The 21,539-nt window shown below is 73.5% G+C and carries 17 protein-coding genes; 7 read left to right on the forward strand and 10 right to left on the reverse strand.

Translation table 11 applies throughout. The features are described 5' to 3' along the window. Positions 1 to 1,173 (forward strand): hypothetical protein (locus ACY0I8_RS01535; protein WP_461393275.1); only part of this gene is annotated, 1,173 nt, incomplete at its 5' end. Between the two features lie 60 nt (positions 1,174 to 1,233). Here ACY0I8_RS01535 and ACY0I8_RS01540 read toward each other — a convergent pair. The 10 genes from ACY0I8_RS01540 to ACY0I8_RS01585 form a co-directional block, all read right to left on the reverse strand. Next, entirely contained in the window at positions 1,234 to 2,019 is a 786-nt protein-coding gene (locus ACY0I8_RS01540; RefSeq protein WP_461393276.1) for a phosphorylase family protein, read from the reverse strand. Beyond that, positions 2,016 to 3,404 carry a sigma-54-dependent transcriptional regulator gene (locus tag ACY0I8_RS01545; protein ID WP_459940248.1) on the reverse strand — a complete coding sequence of 463 codons (1,389 nt, stop codon included), beginning with the start codon at positions 3,402 to 3,404 and terminating at the stop codon, positions 2,016 to 2,018. The genes ACY0I8_RS01540 and ACY0I8_RS01545 overlap by 4 nt, the downstream gene beginning before the upstream one ends. A 531-nt stretch (positions 3,405 to 3,935) precedes the next feature. Beyond that, positions 3,936 to 5,879, reverse strand: a complete 1,944-nt coding sequence (locus ACY0I8_RS01550; protein WP_461393277.1) for an ATP-binding protein — start codon at positions 5,877 to 5,879, stop codon at positions 3,936 to 3,938. Between the two features lie 31 nt (positions 5,880 to 5,910). Then, positions 5,911 to 7,653: a CoB--CoM heterodisulfide reductase iron-sulfur subunit A family protein gene (locus ACY0I8_RS01555; RefSeq protein ID WP_461393278.1), complete on the reverse strand. Its 1,743-nt coding sequence runs from the start codon at positions 7,651 to 7,653 to the stop codon at positions 5,911 to 5,913. Beyond that, the gene (locus ACY0I8_RS01560) at positions 7,650 to 8,966 is read right to left on the reverse strand and encodes an FAD-dependent oxidoreductase (protein ID WP_461393279.1); all 1,317 of its coding nucleotides are present in this window, start codon (positions 8,964 to 8,966) and stop codon (positions 7,650 to 7,652) included. Before ACY0I8_RS01560 ends, ACY0I8_RS01555 begins: the two co-directional genes overlap by 4 nt. Positions 8,967 to 9,369: 403 nt before the next feature. Then, entirely contained in the window at positions 9,370 to 10,335 is a 966-nt protein-coding gene (locus ACY0I8_RS01565) for an electron transfer flavoprotein subunit alpha/FixB family protein (protein ID WP_461393280.1), read from the reverse strand. After that, a complete protein-coding gene (locus ACY0I8_RS01570) occupies positions 10,332 to 11,123 on the reverse strand; it encodes an electron transfer flavoprotein subunit beta/FixA family protein (protein ID WP_461393281.1) in 792 nt (263 codons plus the stop codon). Before ACY0I8_RS01570 ends, ACY0I8_RS01565 begins: the two co-directional genes overlap by 4 nt. A 131-nt stretch (positions 11,124 to 11,254) precedes the next feature. After that, positions 11,255 to 12,424 (reverse strand): (Fe-S)-binding protein, encoded by a 1,170-nt coding sequence (locus ACY0I8_RS01575; RefSeq protein ID WP_461393282.1) that lies wholly within the window; start codon positions 12,422 to 12,424, stop codon positions 11,255 to 11,257. 10 nt (positions 12,425 to 12,434) lie between these two features. Next, positions 12,435 to 13,592 (reverse strand): acyl-CoA dehydrogenase family protein, encoded by a 1,158-nt coding sequence (locus tag ACY0I8_RS01580; protein ID WP_461393283.1) that lies wholly within the window; start codon positions 13,590 to 13,592, stop codon positions 12,435 to 12,437. Next, the gene (locus ACY0I8_RS01585) at positions 13,589 to 14,197 is read right to left on the reverse strand and encodes a TetR/AcrR family transcriptional regulator (protein ID WP_461393284.1); all 609 of its coding nucleotides are present in this window, start codon (positions 14,195 to 14,197) and stop codon (positions 13,589 to 13,591) included. The genes ACY0I8_RS01580 and ACY0I8_RS01585 overlap by 4 nt, the downstream gene beginning before the upstream one ends. Before the next feature lie 310 nt (positions 14,198 to 14,507). Here ACY0I8_RS01585 and selB point away from each other — a divergent pair, with 310 nt between their 5' ends. The 6 genes from selB (at position 14,508) to ACY0I8_RS01615 (ending at position 21,522) form a co-directional block, all read left to right on the forward strand. Next, positions 14,508 to 16,463, forward strand: coding sequence for a selenocysteine-specific translation elongation factor (gene selB, locus ACY0I8_RS01590; RefSeq protein WP_461393285.1), 1,956 nt, complete (start codon positions 14,508 to 14,510; stop codon positions 16,461 to 16,463). A 143-nt stretch (positions 16,464 to 16,606) separates the two neighbouring features. After that, the gene (fdhD, locus tag ACY0I8_RS01595) at positions 16,607 to 17,431 is read left to right on the forward strand and encodes a formate dehydrogenase accessory sulfurtransferase FdhD (protein WP_461393286.1); all 825 of its coding nucleotides are present in this window, start codon (positions 16,607 to 16,609) and stop codon (positions 17,429 to 17,431) included. Beyond that, positions 17,412 to 17,774 (forward strand): TraR/DksA family transcriptional regulator, encoded by a 363-nt coding sequence (locus ACY0I8_RS01600; RefSeq protein WP_461393287.1) that lies wholly within the window; start codon positions 17,412 to 17,414, stop codon positions 17,772 to 17,774. The genes fdhD and ACY0I8_RS01600 overlap by 20 nt, the downstream gene beginning before the upstream one ends. Before the next feature lie 138 nt (positions 17,775 to 17,912). Beyond that, on the forward strand, positions 17,913 to 19,250 hold the full coding sequence (locus ACY0I8_RS01605) for a tetratricopeptide repeat protein (RefSeq protein WP_461393288.1): 1,338 nt from the start codon (positions 17,913 to 17,915) through the stop codon (positions 19,248 to 19,250). Beyond that, complete coding sequence (gpmI, locus tag ACY0I8_RS01610; RefSeq protein WP_461393289.1) at positions 19,247 to 20,788, forward strand: 2,3-bisphosphoglycerate-independent phosphoglycerate mutase; 1,542 nt, start codon at positions 19,247 to 19,249, stop codon at positions 20,786 to 20,788. The genes ACY0I8_RS01605 and gpmI overlap by 4 nt, the downstream gene beginning before the upstream one ends. Further along, positions 20,785 to 21,522, forward strand: a complete 738-nt coding sequence (locus ACY0I8_RS01615) for a double zinc ribbon domain-containing protein (RefSeq protein WP_461393290.1) — start codon at positions 20,785 to 20,787, stop codon at positions 21,520 to 21,522. The genes gpmI and ACY0I8_RS01615 overlap by 4 nt, the downstream gene beginning before the upstream one ends. Positions 21,523 to 21,539 lie beyond the last annotated feature (17 nt).

Raw genomic sequence — 21,539 nt, forward strand, 5'->3', positions numbered from 1 at the left:
CTCGAGCCCGCGGCCCGCCTGGTGACCGAGGTGCTCGCCCGGGTGCGGGCCCGGTCGCCCGACGCCCCCACCCTGCTCCGGCCTCCCCGCACCGAGGACCTGGTGGTGCTCGGCGAACCCGGATCCGCCGGGGGGTTCGCCGTGGTGTGGGCCACCTCGTGGGGGGAGGTGTTCTACCGCACCTGGACCGGCCCCGGCGCCTACGCGGGGCTCATGGACGAGGCCTTCGTGCCCTACCTCCGGGAGCGGGGGGCCCCCGAGCGCCTGCGGGTGTACGCGCCGAGCCCCAAGGTGGGGGGGCACCGCCTCGCCCTCCCCCTCGACCGACGGCTTCCGGACGTGGCCCGGTGGTTGGCCTCCGGGCTTCCCGCCGAAACCCGACGGAGATACGTCTGCGGGGCCGAGGGCGGCTACTCGGTGCTGGACCAGACCGGCCCCGACCAGATCGCCCACCGCACGGCGTTCGGCCGCGAGGATCTCCTCCGGATCCTCGGGGCCGTGGGCCCGTTCGGCCGGGTGGAGACCCGGGTGGAACGCCAGGCCGGGGATCTCGCCCTCATCGCGACCCTCCTCGACGAGGCCCACCACGGGATTCTGGACCTGTTCGTGCTCCGGGAGGGGGACCGGGACCGGGTGTTCGTGGTGGACGAGGCGGGGAACCTGAGCCACTGGGAGGCCCCCGCCGACCCCCAGCCCTACCTCCTGGCGAAGCTCCTCCACTTTCTGGAGAACGTGTTCCCCGACGTGGCGGCCCAGCCGGGAAGCCCGGTGGAGGGGAAGGCGCTCGCCGACGTTCTGCGCGTGCACACCGTCATCTTCGAGGGCACCTGCCGGGCGTTCACGGCCACCCAGGACCACCTGAGCCGGGTCCGGGCGCTGGGTCTTCGGCCCACGGGCCTCGTGATCGAGCGCCGGGACGCCGGCCCTGACTCGCCCGCCGGCTACCGCATCACCTGGGGCATGCAGGTCATCGACAGCTCCCAGTACCCGAACCCGCTGGCCGAGGTGCGCCGGCGCATCCTCGAGGCGCGCCGGTCCGGACTCGAGTACGAGGTGTTCGTGACCCGGCTCTTCCTGGACGAGGCCTTCCGGCGTGAGCACTGCGGCCGGTTCGCCACGACCGGCCATTACCTCTTCTACAAGAAGGCCATCGAGCAGCGGCTCTCCGGGTGAACACGAAGAGCCCCCTTCCACCTCGGCACCCATTTCCTTCAGGGAATTCCCGCACCGGGATCATCCCTCCCCTTGGCCGCAAAGCCATTCCAGGGCGAACCGGGGGGCGGCCCGCCAGGCCGCGCGCAGGGCCTCGGTTTCGGCCGGGGTCTTCTCGGCCCAGAGCGAGCTGCGAAGGGGAAGGTCGCTCACGTAGGTCAGGCAGGCGGGCTCGAGCCCCAGGGCCGCCGCGGCGGCGTAGAAGGCCGAAAGCTCCATCTCGATGGCCCGGTACCCGCGGGCGGCGAGGAGCCGCAGATTCTCCTCGGACTCGAAGGTGATGGGGCCCACGGTGAACACCGGGCCCCGGGCCACCCGGCCGCCCCGGTCCTCCAGGAACGGCCCGAGCCCCGGGGGCTCCGGCACCGGGACCGGCTCGGCCCCCGCCACCACGGCCCCGAACCCCTCGCGCACGTACCGGGTGTACCCTTCGCCGTCGGCCACGGCCGTGGGCAGAAACCAGTCGCCCAGGGCGAGATCGTCCCCCAGTCCGCCCACGGCCCCCACGAAGAGCACCCGCCGGGCCGGGGTGAGGGCCAGGGCGCCCAGGCAGTCGCCGACCCGGGTCGGGCCCACCCCGGTGTGGACCACGGTCACGGGCACCCCCTCGAACGCGGCGGTGAAGCCCTGGAAGAAGAACCGGGGATTGAGGTCGGCCAGGGGCTCGGGGGCGTGGCGCCGAAACGACGAGAGCGGCACGAAGGGGGTCACCACCACCCGGGGGGCCACGTCTTCGGGCCGGCACCCGAGCACCGTTTCCACCACCCGGGCGGGATCGCCCAGGGCCTCCACCGGCGGCCGGATCACGCCTCGATCCCCAGGCGCTTGATCTGGTAGCGCAGGGTGCCCCGGTCCATATCGAGGAGCCGGGCGGCCTGGGCCTTGTTGCCCCCGGCGAGCCGCAGGGCCTCCCCGATCAGGTACCGGGCCACGTCGTCCATGACCCGGTCGTAGGAGATGCCCCGCAGGATCTCCACCTCCTGGGGGATCCACACCCCGCCCTCCTCGGGGGGCCGGCCCCGGAGGATCTCGGGCGGCAGGTGCTCGGGCCGGATCCAGTCGGTGTCCTCCAGGATCAGGATCCGCTCGATGGTGTTCTTGAGCTCCCGGACGTTCCCGGGCCAGCGGTAGGCCAGCAGCAGTTCCTCGGCCTGGGGCGAGAACCCCTGGACGTTCTTGTGGAACCGGCGGTTCGCGTCCTGGATGAAGTGCAGGGCCAGGGGCAGGATGTCGGCCTTCCGGTCCCGGAGGGGCGGGATGTCGATGTGGATGATCTTGAGCCGGTAGTAGAGGTCCTCCCGGAACGCGCCGTTGCGGCGCTTCTCCTCCAGGTCCTGGTTGGTGGCGGCGAGGATCCGTACGTCCACGGCCACCTCGTCCAAGCCCCCCACCCGGCGGATCTTGCGCTCCTCCAGGACCCGCAGGAGCTTGGCCTGGAGCCCCACGTCCATGTCGCCGATCTCGTCCAGGAACAGGGTGCCCCCCTGGGCCCGCTCGATGAGCCCGATCTTGCGGGCCTTGGCGTCGGTGAACGCGCCCTTTTCGTATCCGAAGAGCTCGCTCTCCAGGAGGTTCCCGGGAATCGCGGCGCAGTTGATCCCCACGAAGGGCTCGTCGGCCCGGGGGCTCTCGGCGTGGATGGCCCGGGCGATCATCTCCTTGCCGGTGCCGCTCTCCCCCTGGATCAGCACGGTCACGTCCGGGTTCTGGGCGACCTTGCGCACCATGTCGAGCACCCGGAGCATGGCCGGGTCGCGGGCCACCAGGTTCCCCAGGCCCGTGGCGCCCAGGGCCTCCTCCCGGAGCTCCTTGACCTCGCGCTTGAGGTGCCGGGCCTCCAGGGCGAGCCGGACGATGACCTCGATCTCCCGGGACTTGAACGGCTTGTTCACGTAGTCGTAGGCCCCGAGCCGCATGGCCTCCACGGCGGTCTCCACGCTGCCGTAGGCGGTCATCATGATGACCAGGAGATCGGGCTGGGCCGCTTTGAACTCCCGCAGGAGGTCGATGCCCGACGCGTCGGGGAGCCGAAGATCCAGGAGGGCCAGGGCGAACTCGCCGGGGGCGAACACCTTGCGGGCCTCGGCCGCGCTCGCGGCCGTGACCACGTCGTACCCCTTGTGCCCGAGCATCTGGCCCAAGGATTTCCGGATGAGGGCCTCGTCGTCCACGATCAAAATGCGATCGGCCATGGGAGACTCCGATGGTGAAAAGCTGGGAAGCTGGGAGGCTGGGAAGCTAGGAGGCTTGGCGGCTTGACGGCTCCACTGCCGTGAATCGTGAATTCGTGAATCGTCCGACCGCTCGGCCCCCTTCGCGACCTTCCGTCGGTCCTCCCCTCCCGGTTTCGGTCTTTCGAACTCCGGTCCCGGTACGCGGGCCTTCGGCCCGGATCGCGGCGACCCCGGTGGCACCGCCGATGGCCCGCGGGCATGGGGTCTGCTGGAGAGCCGGGTGCGGCCTCCTTCGAACGCCGCGCGGTGCCGATCGCGCCCGGACCACCAACCCGCTTGTCCGGGGGCCAAGGGCATGGAACCGTCGCCCACGGGATTGCCCTGCGCGGCGGATCCGGTGCCGGCACTCGCGCCCGGCCGGAAGCAGGCCCCATGCCCACGCGGAAAAGCGCCCCGGTCACGTCCTCGCGCCGTACGGCCTCCGCACGGGGCCAGGGGGGGTCCCAAACCGCAACAGTCCCCCTCCGTGTCCTCCGTGTCCTCCGTGGTTCAATCCCCGCCTTCCCGCCCCGCGGCCGCGCCGTGGGCCGGCAGGTCCACGGTGAACCGGGTGCCCCGGCCGGGCTCGGATTCCACGTCGATCCGGCCCCCGTGCTGCTCCACGATGCTGTGGGCGATGGAGAGCCCCAGCCCCGTGCCCTCGTTCTTGGTGGTGAAAAACGGGTCGAAGGCGTGGGACAGGGTTTCGGCGTCCATGCCGGGCCCGGTGTCCTCCACCGTCACCCGCACCCAGTCGTCCCCCGCCCGGGCCACCCCGATCCGGATCTCCCCGCCCTCGGGGGTCACCTCCAGGGCGTTGATCGCCAGGTTCAGGAAGAGCTGCTTGAGCTTTTCCGGGTCGCCCTGGATCTTCGGGTTCGGCCCCAGGTCGAGGGCGAACCGCACCCCCTTGCGGCCGCACTGCTTCTCAAAGGTGCGGTGCCATTCCAGGGCCTTGGCCATCCGCATGGGCCGGGCCTCCACCGGCTGGGGCCGGGCAAAGTCCAAAAGGCCCCGGATCAGGGCCTCCAGCCGGTCGATCTCGGCGTGCATGTCGGCCACCAGGCCCCGGCCGCCCTCGCCCAACCCCGGCTCCTCCGCGAGCACGTCGAGGCTGATCGCCATGCCGGTCAGGGGGTTTCGGATCTCGTGGGCGATGCCGGCCGCGAGCTGGCCGATCGAGGCGAGCCGTGCCATGCGCTGGACCCGCTCGTCGAGCCTCCGCCGCTCGGTCAGGTCCTGCACGATCACCGTGGCCCCCCGGGGCGGCGCCTCGCCCATGGGCACCATGCTGACGAGCAGGTGGCGCAGGCCCGGGCCCGAACCCAGGTCCACCGGCACCTGCTCCAGGTCGGAGTCCCCTTCCACGATCCGCCCCAGGGCCTCGAGCACGGGCGCCGGCCCCAGGTACCGCTCCACCGGGTTCCCCTCGGGGGGCTCCCGCACCTCCAGGAGCCGCCGGGCCGCCGGGTTCATGAGCACCACCCGCCGCCGCGCGTCCAGGGCCACGACCCCGTTGGGGGTCACCGAGAGAATGGCGTCCCGCAGATCCCTCTCCTCCCGGATCTGGCGGAAGAACTGGGTGGCCTCGATGGCCTTGGCCGCCTGGGCCGCGAAGATCGAGAGGATCTCCTCGTGGGTCGGGGTGAAGGGGTTCGGGCCACGGGCCTCCAGGGCGAGAACCCCCAGGGTCTCCCCCTCGCTCAGGAGCGGCACGGCCAGGTGGTTTCGCCGCTCGGCCACCGGGGCGTCGGGCCGGCCCCGGTCCACCACCCGGAGCGGCCGCCCCTCCCGGGCCACCCAGCCCGGGATGCCGTACCCCACCTCCACCTCGCGGCGGGCGGGCTGCCGGCCCGTCCAGGCGGCGAGCGCCAGCCGTTCGGATCCGGGCACCCGCAGGTACACCGCCCCGGCGTCGGCGCCCGTGAGGCCGGCCGCCTCCCCCACCACCATCCGCAGCAGCCGCTCCAGGTCCAGGGTGGAGGTCATCTCCCGGCCCACCCGCTGCACGGCCAGCAGCTGCCGCACCCGGGCCTCGTTGGCCTCGTGGAGGGCCTCGTTTTCGAAGGCCAGGGCCACGCAGTCGGCCACCACCCGCACCGCGGATCCGGCCCAGGGGGCCTCGGGCCCCTCGGCCACCACCCACCCCACGGCCCGGTCGTGGCTCCGGGCCGGGGTGCGGTACCGGACCCGGTCGGGTCCCGCCGGGTCCGCGCCGGAGTCCGCCTCGGGATCGGGGAGCGGGATCTCCGCGCCGGGGCTTGCGGCCACGGGCTCCGGCGCCGCCCCGTCCCGGGCGGCCCGGAACACGCCCACCGGCCCGAACCCCATCTCCCCCAGCACCTCCACGGCGCACCGGGCCACCTCGGCGGCCGAACGGGCGGCCGCCAGGGACGAGGTGAGCCGGATCAGGGGTTCCAGGACCTGGGGGTCGCAGGCGAACGTCTGGGGCATGGGCGTTCCGGCCGGGAGGATCGGTAAAAATTCACTCTACCACGGCCGGCCCGCCCGGGGCCAACCGGTTTTCGGCCAGGCAGGCATCCAACTCGGCGAGGATCTGGTCGTCCCGGTGGTGGAGGAGCACCACCGCGTGGGAGGGGCAGGCCGCGGCACAGGCCCCGCAGCCCCGGCAGGCGCCGGGCTCCACCCGGCGAACCCGCGAGGGCCCGGAGGGCCGGACCGCCCCGGCCGGACACACCGCCTCGCAGGTGCCGCACCCGGCGCACCGGTCCGGGTCGACCACGGCCACCTGGGGGTCGAGGGGCATCCGGCCCCGGAGGAGAAGGGTGAGGGCCCGGGCGGCCGCGGCCCGGCCCGAGGCCACGGCCTCGTCCAGGGTGCGCGGCCCGAGGCAGGCCCCGGCCAGAAACAGGCCGGCCGCCGCGGCCTCCACCGGCCGGAGCTTCACGTGGGCCTCCAGGAAGAACCCGTCGGGCCCCCGGGCGAGCCCCAGGGCCCGGCCCACGTCCCCGGCGTCGGCCCGGGGCCGGGCCCCGCAGGCCAGGACCACGAGATCGGCCTCGGTCTCCTGGGCCTGGCCCAGCAGCGTGTCCTCCCAGCGCACCACGGCCCGGTTCCCCCGCCGGAACACCTCGGACACCCCGCCCCGCCGGAACACCACCCCCTCGCGGCCGGCCGTCTCGTAGTCCTCCTCGGCGCCCCGGGCGTAGGCCCGGAGATCCATGTAGAGCACCTCCACCCCGGCCTCCGGGTTCCGGGCCCGCAGGTCCCTGGCCTGGCGCACGCTGACCATGCAGCACACCCGGGAACAGTGGAACGCCCCGGCCGTGCGGTCGCGGGAACCCACGCACTGCACGAACACGGCCCGGCCCACCGGCCGGCCGCCCACCGCCACCGGCCCCTCGGTCCGCCGCAGGACCTCCTCGAACTCCGCCTGGGTCACGACCCCGGGCACCGCGCCGCACCCCAGCTCCGGGCGGCCCTCGTCCGGATCGTCGGGCCGGTAGAGGTCGTACCCCGTCGCCACCACGAGGGCCCCGACCGTCTCTTCCCTGGGGCCCTCCGGCGTCTCGATCCGGGCCCGGAACGCCCCGGGCACCCCCTCCACCGCCACCACCCGGCTCCGGAGCCACACCCGGGTGCGCGGGCTCCCCAGGACCCGCCCGGTGATCTCCCCGAGCCAGGGCCCCACCTCGCCGCCCCCGGGGAACGCCCGGCCCAGATCCGCCGCCCGTCCGCCGAGGCGGTCGGCCGCCTCCACGAGCACCACCTCGACCCCGGCCGTCGCCAGGGTGTCGGCGGCCGCGAGCCCGGCCGGTCCGCCGCCCACCACCAGGCAGCGGCGCTCCACCGGGGCCTCCGAGGCCCGGAGCGGCTCGTGGCGGCGCACCCGGGCGGCCCCGGCCGCCACCAGATCGGCCGCCTTGGCCGTGGCCGCGGCCCGGTCGGGGTGGACCCAGGCGCACTGCTCCCGCACGTTCACGTGGTGCAGCAGGTGCGGGTTCCGGCCGGCCTCGGCGAGCACCCGGCGGAACGTCGGCTCGTGCATCCGGGGGGAGCAGGCCGCCACCACCACCCGGTCGGCCCGGCCGGCCTCGAGGTCGGCCCGAATGAGATCCTGGCCCGGCTTGGAGCACAGGTAGGGGTAGTCCCGGACCAACACCACCCCGGGCTCGGCGCCGGCGCGGCGGGCCACCTCGGCCAGGTCCACGTGGGCCGCGATGTTGCGGCCGCAGTGGCACAGGTACACGGCCACCCGCCGGCTCACGCCGCCCCCCTGCGGACCAGGTGGGCCAGGGCCGCGCCGGCCGCGGCCGACCCCGAGGCCACGGCGTCGGGGATGTCCATGGGCCCCAGGCACGCCCCGGCCAAAAACACCCCGGGCCGGGCCGCCACGGCCGGGTCGCGCCGGTCGGCGGGCTCCAGGAACCCGTCGGGCCCCACCGCCACCCCCAGGACCCCGGCCAGATCGGCCAACCCCTCGGCCGGCCGGAGCCCGGCCGCCAGCACCACGAGGTCGGCCGGGAGCTCCTCGGCCCGGCCGAGGAGGGTGTCTTCGAACCGGACCCGGAGCCCCCCGCCGCCCCGGACCACCTCGGAGGGGTTCCCCCGGCGGGTCAGCACCCCGGCCCGCTGGGCCCGCTCCAGGAACTCCTCGTAGCCCTTTCCGAAGCAGCGGAGGTCCATGTAGAGCACCGTGATCTCGGCCTCCGGGAGCTTTTCCCGGAGCAGGAGGGCCTGCTTCAGGCTCGCCATGCAGCACACCCGGGAGCAGTAGGCCGCGCCGGTGGTGCGGTCGCGGGACCCCACGCACTGGAGAAACGCCACCCGGGCCGGCGGCCGGCCCTCCACCTCCACCTCGCCGCCCGTGGGCCCGGAGGCCGAGAGCATCCGCTCCAGTTCCAGGTTCGTGATGACCCCGGGGTACCGGCCGTACCCGAGTTCGGGCCGGCCCTCCCCCGGGGCGTCGGGCCGGTACAGCCGGTACCCGGCAGCCGCGATCACCGCGCCGACCTCGAGCTCCTCGACCCGTTGGGCCTCGTCGAGGCGGATCGCGTCCACGTCGCAGGCCGCGACGCACCGGGGCCCGTCGCGGCCGCACCGGCCCCGAGTGAGCTGGAGGCAGGCCCCGGGGTTCACGGCGTAGGCGGCGGGGACGGCCTGGGGAAAGGCGAGATCGATGGCCGCGCCCCGGGAGCGGCCCAGGTCGAACGCCCGGGGCACGCGGCCGGCCAGCCGGCAGGCCTCGGCGCACCGGCCGCAGGCCACGCACCGCTCCGGGTCCACGTACCGGGGCCCCACCCGGACCCGCGCCGCGAACCCGCCGCCCCGCTCCTCCAGGCCCACGAGCTCGGCCCGGGTCCAGATGCGCACCCGGGGGTGGCGGCCCACCTCCGAGGTGCGGGGCGTCAGGGTGCACGACGAGCAGTCCAGGGTGGGGAAGGTCTTGTCGAGCCGGGCCATGTTGCCGCCCACGTAGTCCTCGCGCTCCACGAGCACCACCTCGACCCCGGCCTCGGCGAGATCGAGGGCGGCCTGGATGCCGGCGATGCCGGCGCCCACCACGAGGACCCGGGGCACGGCTACCCTCCCAGGAGGACGGGCGTGGGGGAAACCACGGAGAACACGGAGGGCACGGAGGATGGGGGCACCAGCCACCCGGCGCTCCCCCTACCGCGGTCCCCACCGACAGGAAAACCCGAACGCCGCGCCGAGGGGGGGGCACGCAGGGGGAACCGGGCGGCCGCCGGGTGGGTGTGGGGGCTTGGTCGGAGCGCGACGCCCGAGCAGCCCGGGCCGCCCGGTGCAGGGGAGCGGCCGCGGCGCGTGCCCTCACGCGCCGCAGCGGACCGAACCGAGGCGGCCCCTGCGAGGGCGTCAGCGAAGGCCGAGCCCCCACACCCACGCACCGGCAAAGCGGGGAGGCCGGCGGCTCGCACCGCCGCTCGGCCAACCGCCGCGCCCTCGGCCCCGGGACGATTCTTCACCCCCGGGCCTCCCGCACGGCCTTCGTGAGCTCGGGGACCACCTTGAACAGATCGCCCACGATGCCGTAGTGGGCCACCCGGAAGATGGGGGCCTTGGGGTCCTTGTTCACCGCCAGGATGAGCCCCGAGTCCTTCATGGCTGTCACGTGCTGGAACGCGCCGGAAATGCCGAGCGCGATGTAGACCTTGGGTTTGACGGTCTTCCCGGAGATGCCCACCTGGCGCTCCTTGGGGAGCCACCCCAGGTCCACCACCGGCCGGGAGCACGAAAGCGTCGCTCCCAGGGCCTCGGCGAGCTCCCGGGCCACGTCCAGGTCCTCGGGGTCGCCGATCCCCCGGCCCACGCTCACGAGCACGTCGGCCTGGGTGATGTCCACCTCGCCGGCGGCCTCCTGCACCCACTCCACGAACCGTCGGCCGAGGTCGGCCGGGAGGTCTTCCGTGGCGGCTTCGGCGGCGCCGGCTTCCCTCCCCTCGGCCGGGGCGAACGCCCCGGGGCGCAGCGTGACCACGGCGGTGGGGGCGCCGGCCAGCCGCACCCGGGCCTGGAGCTTCCCGGCGTACACCGTGCGGGTCGCGGAGAACCCGGCGTCGTCCGTCCCCAGGGCCGTGACGTCGGTCGCAAGCGGCGCTCCGAGCCGCGCGGCCAGGGCCGGGGCCCAGTCCATGCCGGCGGCCGAGTGGGCGCCGAGGATGAGACGCGGCCCCTCGGCCGCGGCCCGGCGCCCCAGGGCCTCCACCACGGCCGGGGCGTTCCCGCCCCGGAGCGTTTCGTGTTCGATCCGCACCACCCGGTCGAACCCGCCCGGCAGGGCGGCGGCCGGCCCCTCGGTCTCCCCCGGCCCCCCGAGCACGAACCCGGTGACCGGGCCGAGGCCCAGGCCCCGCGCCGCCGCCGCGAGCTCGGCCGTGACCTCCCGGACCTCGCCGTTTCGGTGCTCCACCACCACCCAGACGCTCACAGCACACCTCCCTTCTCCCGGAGAATCTCCACCGCCCGCCGGGCCACCTCGGCCGGGCTGCCCTCGAGGATCTCGGCCTCCCGGCCCGGGGGCGGGGGCTCGAGCGCCTCGACCGTGAGCAGCCTCCCGGCCCGTTCCAGGGCGGCCGGGTCGAGGCCCAGGTCGGCCGGGGCCTTCACCTCCAGCGGCTTCGACCGGGCCTTGCGGATCCCCAGGATCGACACGTACCGGGGCTCGTTGATGCCGGTCTGGATGGTCACCACGGCCGGAAGCCGCAGTTCCACCCGCTCGAGCCACCCGGCCTCGAGCTCCCGGTCGCACACGATCCGGCCCTCCCCGAGCTCCAGCCGGCACACCAACGCGGCCCAGGGCAGTCCCAGGCGGGCGGCCACGCCCGGGCCCACCGCGGCGTAGCCGTCGTCCGCGGCCTGGGCGCCAAAGAGGAGCAGATCGTACCCCTCGGCCTCGGCGGCCTTGGCCAGGGCCTCGACGACGGCCGCGGGCCCCATTTCGGTGAACCCCTCGTCCCAGATGCGCACGGCCCGGTCGGCCCCCACGGCCAGGCACCGCCGCAGGGAATCCTCGTGGGCCTCGGGCCCGATCAGGTACGCGGTGAGGGTGCCGCCGGCGGCCTCCTTGAGCCGGGCGGCCTCCTCCAGGGCGAACCGGTCCCACTCGTTCATCTGGAAGGGGAGATCCTCGGTGCGCACCGCGCGGCCGCCGTCGGCGATCCGAAGATCGGCCTCCGCCGCGTCGGGCACGTGCTTGACGAACACGGCTAGGTTCATGGGTGGCTCCTTGTTGAGGCTGGAAAGCTAGAAAGCTGGGAAGCTGGGAAGCAAAAAAAGCGAAAACCCGCCTCACCCCTTCTCCGTGGTCTCCGTGTCCTCCGTGGTTTCGATCCCGGTTCGGCCCCCGCTCACCCCTCGATGGACGCGTCTTCGTCCGGGACGACCGAGCGCCACACGAGCTCGGCCAGGTCCACGATCTCGAGGGCCTCCTCCAGGCCCGTGGTCTTCCGGGCGTCCTCCAGGGTCAACAGGCAAAACGGGCAGGCCGTGACCACGGCCTGGGCCCCGAGCTCCACGGCGTCGCGCACCCGGCGCTGGGCGTTTCGCTCCCCCTCCCCCAGGCCCTCGAGCCACATGCGCCCCCCTCCACCCTCGCAGCACAGGCTCCGCTCCCGGGAGCGGTCGAACTCCAGGCGTTCCACGCCGGGTACGGCGTCCACCACGGCCCGGGGCTCGTCGTAGATCCCGTTTTGCTTCCCCAGGTAGCAGGGGTCGTGGAACACGGCCCGCAGGGGCACCTCGCGCCGGAACGGGATCCGCCCCTCCCCGGCGAGCCGGGCGAGCACCTGGGCGTAGTGCTCGGCGGGGAGCTCCGGGGCGTAATCGTTCCGGAACGCGTTCATGCAGTGGGGCGAGGTGGTCAGGATCGCCTCGGGCCCCACCTCATCGAAGAGCGCCCGGTTCGCCTCGGCGAGCTCCTCGAAGAGCCCCAGCTCCCCGAGCCGCAGGATCTCGCTCCCGCAGCACGTCTCCTCGGCGCCCAGGGTCGTGAACGGATACCCGGCGGCCGAAAGCACCCCGGCCAACGCCCGGGCCGCCCCCTGGCACCGGGGCTCGTAGGCCGGGGTGCATCCCACGAACCAGAGGTTCGGCGCCTCGTCCCCCTCCTCCAGGCTCGGCACCCCGAGCCCCTCGGCCCACTCGACGCGCTTGCGGCGGGACCGGCCCCAGGGGTTTCCGTGCTTGAGGGCCGACTCCAGGGCGTCCATCACGGTCTGGGGGATCCGGCCCTCCTCGATCTTGAGGGTGCGGATCGACCGGATCACGCCCACCGGGTCGATGCCCCGGGGGCACCGGTCGGCGCAGGTGCGGCAGGCCGTGCAGTCCCACACCTCCTCGCGCTCCACGAGCGTCTCGCCGTCCTCCCGGAGGAGGGCCTCGTAGAGGAGCCGCCGGGAGTTCAGGGGCGAGCGCAGCCCCACCGGGCACCCGCCGGTGCACCGGCCGCACTGGAGGCAGGCGGCCAGTTCGAACCGCTCGGCCAGGGGAACGCCTTCGATGTCTCGGAGCTTGGGCACGATCGAATCCTCACTCCCCGAGCCGCCCGATGACCCCGCGGGCCACGATCTGCTTCTCCACCTCCTTCGTGCCCTCGTAGATCTCCACGATCTTGGCGTCGCGGTACAGGCGCTCCACGTCGTTTTCCGCCAGGTACCCGTAGCCGCCGTGGAGCTGGAGGGCCTCGTCGGTCACCCGCACCCCGGTCTCGCCGGCGAGCCACTTCGCCATGGCGATGAGCTTGTGGTCCACCGTGCCGGCGTCCACCAGGGCCGCCGCCCGGTAGAGGAGGCTCCGGGCCGCCTCGATGCGGGTCGCCATCTCGGCCACCTTGAACTGCACCCCCTGGAACGCCCCCAGGGGCCGGCCGAACTGCTCCCGGGTACGCACGTGGCGCACGGCCCGGTCGAGCGCCCCCTGGGCCACCCCGATGCCCTGGGCCGCCACGTGGAGCCGGGTGCGGTTGAAGAACTCCATGAACTGGCGGAACCCCTCGCCCCGGGTCCCGATCAGGTTCGAGGCCGGCACCCGCACCTCGTCGAGCACCACCTCGGCCGTGTCCGAGGCCCGGATGCCCATCTTGCGCTTGAGCTTCTGGGCCTTGTACCCGGGCCGGTCGGTTTCCACGAGGATGCAGGAATGGCGCCTGTGGCGGTCGGGGGCGTGGGGTTCGGTGAGGCAGTACACGATGAGGAAGTCGGCCAGGGTGCCGTTGGTGATGAACATCTTGGTGCCCGAGATCACCCACTCGTCGCCGTCCAGGACGGCGGTGGTGCGGGCGGCCGAGATGTCGCTTCCGGCGTCGGGTTCGGTGATGGCCGCGCCCATGATGGCCTCGCCCGTGGTGAGCGGCGGGAGGTACCGGCGCTTTTGCTCCTCGGTGCCGTAGAGGAGGAGAAGATCCGAGCCGAACACCACCGACCCCAGCGCCTGGCCGAGCCCGGGATCGGCCCGCCAGAACTCCTCCACCACCAGGCAGAACTCCAGGTACCCGAGCCCGGCGCCCCCGTACTCCTCGGGGAAGAAGATCCCCTGGAACCCCAGGTCCGCGGCCTGGCGGTAGAGGTGTTTGGGGCACTCCTCCTTCTCGTCCGCCTCCCGGGCGTATTTGGGGAACTCGTTCTGGGCGAACTCCCGGGCGGCCTGCTGGATGTCCCGCTGCTCGGGCGTGAGGGCGAACTGGGTCACGGCGCACCTCCTCGTGTCGTCTCCCACCGGGGGGCCACCCCGTGGACGAAGATCCGGTAGAAATGGCCGGCCAGGGCCTCGGGGTCCACCGGACCGTCGGGCCGGTACCACTGGAAGATCCAGTTCATCATCCCCAGGAGCGCGAAGGCCGTGACCGTGTCGTCGAGCCCGGCCGCGGGGTCCTTCACCCCGGCCACCAGGCGCCGGGCCATGGCGAGGTACCGGCGCTGGCGGGCCTTGAGCTCCTCGCGGCGCTCGGGGCCCACGGCGTCCACCGCCGTCGAAAGGAGGGTCAGTTCGTTGGGATGGGAGGTAAAGAACCCGACGTACCGGCGGATCCACTCCCGCACGCGCTCCTCGGGGGGCGCGTCCAGGGCCAGGGCCGCCTCGATGTCCTCGGTGACCCGGTCCATGGAGAACGAGAGGATCTCGTAGAGGAGATCCTCCTTCGACCGGTAGTAGTAGTAAAAGGCGGGTTTCGTGACCCCCAGGGCGTCGGCCACGTCCTGGAGCGTGGTGCGCTCGTAGCCCCGCCGGGCGAAGAGCCGCGCGCCCACCGCGAAGATCTGTTCCCGCCGGTCTTCCCGGGTAACGGGTTGAGCCACGGATCGCCTCGCTGGGGGGTGGAAGGGCCGGGCGGCCGAGAGCCGATCCGACCTCCTTCGTTGCCCTTGTCGGACCGTTGGGGGAGCGGCGATCGAGCCGCGACAACCCCACGGCCCGGGTCTCGGTGGGGAGGCCGCCCCGCGCCCCGTCGCTTACTTACCGGACGGTAAAATCCCATAACGCCCCCGCCGTGTCAAGGGGCTTCCCGCGCGGCCCGGTTTGCTTGAAGGGCCGGGGGCCCTCTGCTAGCATCCTACGGTCTTTCGCCAGGGGGTCCTTGCGTTTTCGTTCTCTCACCCGACGGGGCACATGTCCGACGCGCCGCGCCTCACCCTGGGCACCGCAGGGCACATCGACCACGGCAAGACCTCGCTCGTCCGCGCCTTGACCGGCATCGACACCGACCGGCTCAAGGAGGAGAAGGAGCGGGGGATCACGATCGAGCTCGGGTTCGCCCACCTGGAGCTGCCGAGCGGGGTCGGGCTCTCGGTGGTGGACGTGCCGGGCCACGAGCGGTTCGTGCGCCACATGGTGGCCGGCGCCGCCGGGATCGACCTGGTGCTCCTGGTGGTCGCCGCGGACGAGGGGGTGATGCCCCAGACCCGCGAGCACCTGGACATCTGCCGGCTCCTGGGCGTGCGCCACGGCCTGGTGGCCCTCACCAAGGCCGACATGGTGGACCCCGATCTTCTCGAGCTCGCCCGGGACGACGTGGAACTCGCGGTCGAGGGCACCTTCCTCGAGGGGGCTCCCATCGTGCCGGTGAGCGCCGTGACCGGCCAGGGCCTCGGGGACCTCCTGCGGGAGCTCGACGCCCTGGTGGCCAAGATCCCGCCCCGGGGCAGCCGGGGCGTGTTCCGGCTGCCCGTGGACCGGGTGTTCACCATCCGGGGGTTCGGCACGGTGGTCACGGGCACGGTGATCTCGGGCGCCGCGCGCCGGGACGACGAGGCCGTGGTGCTGCCCCGGGTGCGGCCCACGAAGATCCGGAACATCCAGGTCCACGGCCGGGAGGTGACCAAGGCCGTGGCCGGGCAGCGGGCGGCGCTGAACCTGGCCGGCCTGGAGGTGGAAGACCTGGAGCGTGGCGCCACGGTCGCCCACCCCGGCACCCTGGCCCCCACCCGGATGGTGGACGTCCACCTGGAACTCCTGCCGCACGAAGTTCGGGCCCTTCCCGACCGGGCCCGGGTGCGGCTCCACGTGGCCGCCCAGGAGGTGCCGGTCATCGTGGCCCTGCAGGAGGGCGACCGGCTGGCCCCGGGGGAGGCGGCCTACGCCCAGCTTCGCAGCCCGGAGTGGTTCGTCGCCTGCCCCGGCGACCGGTTCGTGCTCCGGGCCTTCTCCCCCGCGCGCACCCTGGGCGGGGGGGTGGTGCTCGACCACCAGCCCCGCAAGCACCGGGGCAAACGGGCGGAAACCGTGGAGAGCCTCCGGGTCCTCCACCTCGGGGAACCGGCGGACCGGCTGGCCCAGTTCCTGGCGGCCCGGGCCCACCGGGGCATGACGCCGCTGGAGGCCCAGGTGGCCCTGGGGGGCACGATCGACGAGGCCCGCCAACTCCTCCAGGCGGCCGTGCGGTCGGGGGTCGCGCTCGTGACCGACCGCAAGGCCCAGCGCCACCACCATCGGGCCGTGGTGGAGGACCTGGAGACCCGGGCGGAGAGGATCCTCGAAGGGTTCCACGCGGAAAACCCCCTGCGCCGGGGGCTGGGGCTCGAGGAACTGCGGGGCCGCCTGCCCCGGTTCGCCGATGCGAAGCTCGTGGAGTTCACCCTGGAGCGGCTCGCCGCCGAGGGCCGGATCGCCACCGAGGGGAACACGGTGCGGCTCGCCTCGTTCGTGCCCCAGCTCGACGCGGCCGACGAGGTCGCGAGGGGGCGGATCCTTTCCGTCATGGAGCGGCGCAGGTTCGAGGGGCCGACCCTGGCCCAACTGGCGGCCGAGCTCGGGGAGGACGAACGCACGGTCCGCCCCGTGGTGGAGTACCTGGTGGAGCAGGGGGTCCTCCACCGGACGAAGGAGGGCTACCTCTTTCGGACCGAGGACCTGGAGGCCCTGGCAGACCACGTGGTGGCGCTTTTCCGGGAGAAACCCGAGATCGGGGTGGCGGAGATCAAGGCGTTCACGAACACGACGCGCAAGTACACGATCCCGCTCCTCGAGTACCTGGACGGCAAGCGCATCACCACCCGCCGGGGCGACGTGCGCCTGCCCGGACCCAAGGCGCGAGCGAGGGATCCGGCCGCCGAATCCGGAGGCTAGGGGCCGGAACGCCCGAGAGGGGGGAGGAAACCCCGAGGGGAACGCAACCGGGTTGCCCTCTGCAGCGGCCGGCCCGCGCCCCACCCGGGCCGGCGGGGGATTGACCGCAGACCGACGACCGCGGACCGGAGGCTGACCCTTCGATGGGAACCCAGACCTGGCCGATCGTGCGCTACCAGCACGGGGGGTTTCACCGGCTCGACGACGTGGTCGTGCGGGAGGAGCCCCTCACCCTCTACGTGAACGACCGCGAGGTGGTGACCCTCCTCACCCTCGGGGACCACCCCGTGGAACTGGCGTTGGGGTTCCTGCGGTCGGAGGGGTTCTTCCAGACCCGCGAGGAGCTCGAGTCGTACCGGGCCGAACCCGGGGCCGTCCGGGTGCGGGTGCGGCGGGACGTGGACGCCCTCCTGAAACTCATGGACCGCCGGGTGGTCACGACGGGCTGCGGCAAGGGCACGACCTTCTATTCGGCCCTGGACGGGCTCCGGACCCGGCCCCTCCCGGACGGGCTGCGGGTGGCGCCGGGCCAGATCCTGCGCCGGATGCAGGAACTCCAGAAGCGCTCGGGCCTCTACCGGGAGACCGGGGGGACCCACAACGCGAGCCTGTCGGACGGGGAGCGGACGCTCTGCTTCCGCACCGACGTGGGGCGCCACAACGCGGTGGACATGCTGGGGGGCTGGGCGTTCCTGGAGGGCGTGGACACGGCCGGGACCCTGCTCCTCACCACGGGCCGGGTCTCGTCGGAGATCCTGCTCAAGACGGCCAAGATGGGGTGTCCGGTGCTGGTGTCGCGCTCGGCGCCCACCCACCTGGCCCTCGAACTCGCCCGGGACCTCAACGTGACCGTGGTGGGCTACGTGCGGGGGGAGCGGTTCAACGTGTACACGGCCCCGCAGCGGATCACCGGAACCGACGAACGACCAACGAAAAGGGATAAGGCCGATGAAGCCGGAACAGCTTGAACGTTGGAAGCAGAAACTCCTCGCCCTCCGGGACGAACTGGCGGACGAGGTGCAGGAACTGCGCGAGGAGGGGTTCTCCCTGGGCACCGATGCGGTGCAGGACGTGGGAGACGACGCGGCGAACACGTACAACCGCCAGGTTCTGCTCAACCTGAGCGAACGCGAGCGCGAGCGGCTGCGCCAGATCGAGGAGGCGCTGGAGCGGATCGCCGACGGGAGCTTCGGCCGGTGCGAGGACTGCGGGGAGCTGATCCCGGACGCCCGGCTGGAGGCGGTGCCCTGGGCCACCCTGTGCGTGGAGTGCAAGGCCCTGAGGGAGAAGGAAGGAAACCCGGCGGGGTAGGCCCCGGGGAAGACGTCCCGGGAGGCCGACTCCGGGGGGGCGCCCGTGGCCTGCCCGGTCGTCCCGCGCCGTCGGACAACGGACCCGGACCGCGTGCCGGGGTTCGAGGGGCCCCGAGGCCCCGGAAGGGGTGACGAGGTGAAAAACAAACTGGCGGTCGTCGCGATCGTGTTGCTGCTGGTGGCGTTCGGGTACGTGTTCACCCTGAACCCGGGGTCCGTGGAGTTCCAGATCTACCCCGGCACCCGGGTGACCACCAGCGTCGCCCTGGTGATCTTCCTGTTTTTCCTGGCCGGGTTCGGCGCGGCCATGGGCCTGAGCGCGTTTCGGGAGGCCCTGCGGTCGTTCGGGTTCTGGCGCCACCGCAAGGCCGACGAGCGGCTGGCCGAGGCCCGGGCGCTCCTTCTGGCCGGCCGCGCCGAGGCGGCCATGGGCAAGCACCGCCGGGCCCTGCGGCTCCTCCGGCAGGCCCGCCGGAAGGCCGGCGACGAGGCCCTCGTCGCCCTGGAGATGGCCCGGGTGGAGCTGGCCGAGGGCCGAACGGAGAAGGCGGAGAAGGTGCTCAAGGACCTCTTGGCCCGCGATCCCTCCAACGCCGAGGCCCTCGTGCAGCTCCTCGACGTGTACCGGCTCCGGGGGGACTACGAGGGCCAGGTGGCGGTGCTTCGGCGGTGGCTCGAACGCGACCCGAACCACCGCGAGGCGCTCTCGCGGCTGCGCGACCTCTACCGGGAGCGCGGCAACTGGGGCGAGGCGGTGCGGGTCCAGGAGAAGCTGGTGACCCTGGCCGAGGGCCGGGAGGCCAAGGCTGCGGCGAGAAGGGAGTTGCTCGAAATGCGGTTCCGCCAGGCCACGGCCGATCCGGCCCGGCCCGACGTGGCGGTGCTCCAGGAACTGATCCGGTCGGAGCGGGGGTTCGCCCCGGCCCACCTGGCCCTGGGGGAGGCGCTCCTGGCCGAGGGCCGGGCGGACGAGGCCCTCCAGACCTGGATCCGGGGGTACCAGGCCACCGGGCAGCCCGGGCTTCTCATGCGTGCCGTGGACGAGGCGAAACGCAGGGGCGCGGAGAAGGACCTGGCGAAGACCCTCAAGAAACTGAGCCGCAAGAACGAAGCCGGCCCCCTCTTTCTCGCCCGGCTCCTTCTGGACCTCGAGGAGAACGAGGAGGCCCTCAAGGTCCTCGACCGCCTGCCCGCCCCGGTGGCGGGCACCCGGACGGCCCGGCTTCTCAAGGCCGAGGCGCTCCACCGGGCCCGGTCGTTCGACCTGGCGGCCGCCGAGTTCCGGGCCGCCGTGGCCGGCGAGGGCCCCGACGGCCCGGGATTCGCCTTCGTCTGCTCGGCCTGCGGCCGCCGCACCGCGATCTGGCAGGTGGGGTGCCCGGGGTGCTCCCGGATCGACACCCTCGAACTCGACCTCGAGGCCGTGCCGCCCCGGACCGAGAAGACCCCGGTGGCCCGGGAGGCTGCGGCATGAGGCCCGCGGCCCTTATCATCCTGGACGGCTGGGGGTACCGGCCCGACGGCACCCACAACGCCGTGGCCGGGGCCCGCACCCCGAACCTGGACCGGCTGTTCGCCACCGAGGCGTGGACCACCCTCGGCGCCTCGGGCCTCGACGTGGGACTCCCCGAGGGCCAGATGGGCAACTCCGAGGTGGGGCACCTGAACCTGGGGGCCGGCCGGATCGTGTACCAGGATTACACCCGGATCAATCTCGCCATCCGGGACGGGAGCTTCTTCAAAAACCCGGTCCTCGCGGACGCCTGCCGGGCCGCGAAGGAGGCCGGCGGAGCGGTCCACCTCCTGGGCCTCGTCTCCGACGGCGGGGTCCACAGCCACCAGGAGCACCTCTACGCCCTCGTGGAACTCGCCAAACGCCAGGGGCTCGACCGGGTGTACGTCCACGCCTTTCTCGACGGCCGGGACACGCCGCCCCAGAGCGGTCTGGGCTACATCGAGGCCCTGGAGCGGGAGCTCGCCCGGATCGGGGTGGGGGCCATCGCCACGGTGAGCGGGCGGTACTACGCCATGGACCGGGACAACCGTTGGGACCGGGTGGAGAAGGCCTGGGCCGCCCTGGTGCGAGGGGAGGGGATTCCCGCCCCCTCGGCGGCGGAGGCCGTCCGCTCGGCCTACGCCGAGGGCCAGACCGACGAGTTCGTGGTGCCCCGGGTCATCCACACCCCCGCGGGCCAGCCGGTGGCCCGGGTGGCCGACGGGGACGCCGTCGTGTTCTTCAACTTCCGGGCCGACCGGGCCCGGGAGCTCACCCGGGCGTTCACCCAGCCCGGGTTCGACGCCTTCGACGCCTCGGACCGGCCCCGGCTCAGCCGGTTCGTCACCTTCACCCTCTACGACGAGACCTTCGACCTCCCGGTGGCCTTTCCCCCCGAGCGGCTCGAGAAGATCTTCGGAGAGGTGGTGGCCGAGGCGGGCCTCAAGCAACTCCGGATCGCCGAGACCGAGAAGTACGCCCACGTGACCTACTTCTTCAACGGCGGGGAGGAAACCGCCTTCCCCGGGGAAGACCGGGTGCTGATCCCGAGCCCCCGGGACGTGGCCACCTACGACCAGAAGCCCGAGATGAGCGCCTTCGCGGTGAAGGACCGCCTGGTCCAGGAGATCCGGAGGCGCGCCTACGGGCTCGTCGTGGTCAACTTCGCGAACCTGGACATGGTGGGCCACACCGGGGTCTACGAGGCCGCCGTGCGGGCCGTGGAGGCGGTGGACCGCTGCGTGGGGGAGGTGGTGGCGACCCTCCGGGACGAGGGGTACGCGTTCCTCATCACGGGCGACCACGGAAACGCCGAGGAGATGTGGGACGAGCCCCACCGCCAGCCCCACACGGCCCACACCTCGAACCGTGTGCCCTGCATCTTCTCGGACCCGGACCGGCCGGGCCTGCGGCTGCGCGAGGGCGGGCGGTTGGCCGACGTGGCGCCCACCCTGCTCCGGGTGCTCGGGATTCCCAAGCCCGACCCCATGACCGGGGAGGACCTCGTGGCGGGGTGATCCGGGCCCTCGCCCGCGCCGCCTGGGGCGCGGTGCTCGACGTGGTGGTGCCGCCCCTGTGCCCCCGGTGCGCCGGATCGGCTCCCGGCCCCACGGGCCTTTGCCCCGACTGCTCCGTAAGCCTCGACCTCCTCGGGGAGCCGTGGTGTCCCACGTGCTCCCTGCCCTACCCCGGCGAGACCGCCTCCCATCCCTGCCCCCGTTGCCTCGCCGCGCCGCCCCCGTTCCGCCGGCTCCGGGCCTGGGCCGCCTACCGGGGGGCGGCGGCCGATCTCATCCAGGCCATGAAATACGGGGGTCGGATCGAGGTGCGGTCCACCCTGGTCCGGTGGGCCCGGGAGGCGCTGGAGCGCCACTATCCCGAAGAGCACTACGATGCCGTGGTGCCGGTCCCCCCGGCCCGGCCCGCGTTCCTGCGCCGGGGGTTCGACCTGCCCGGCATCCTGTCGCGGGCGGTGGCGCACCACAGCGGGGCCCCCTGGCGCCCCCGCGCCCTTGCGAAGGACCCGACCGCCCCGGACCTGGTGGGCCGGTCGGCCCCCGATCGGTTCCGCCAAACCGCCCGAGCCTACCGGGCCGCGGAGCGGCTGGACGGGAGCGTTCTCCTGGTGGACGACGTGGCCACCACCACGGCCACGGCCCGGGCGGCCGCGGCGGCCTGCCTGGCGGCCGGCGCGGCAGCGGTGGATGTGCTCGTGCTCGCCCGCACCCCCTCCATCGAGCCAGCCGAGTGACTTCCGCTGGGCGGTTG

The sequence above is a fragment of the Deferrisoma sp. genome, from assembly GCF_054681715.1.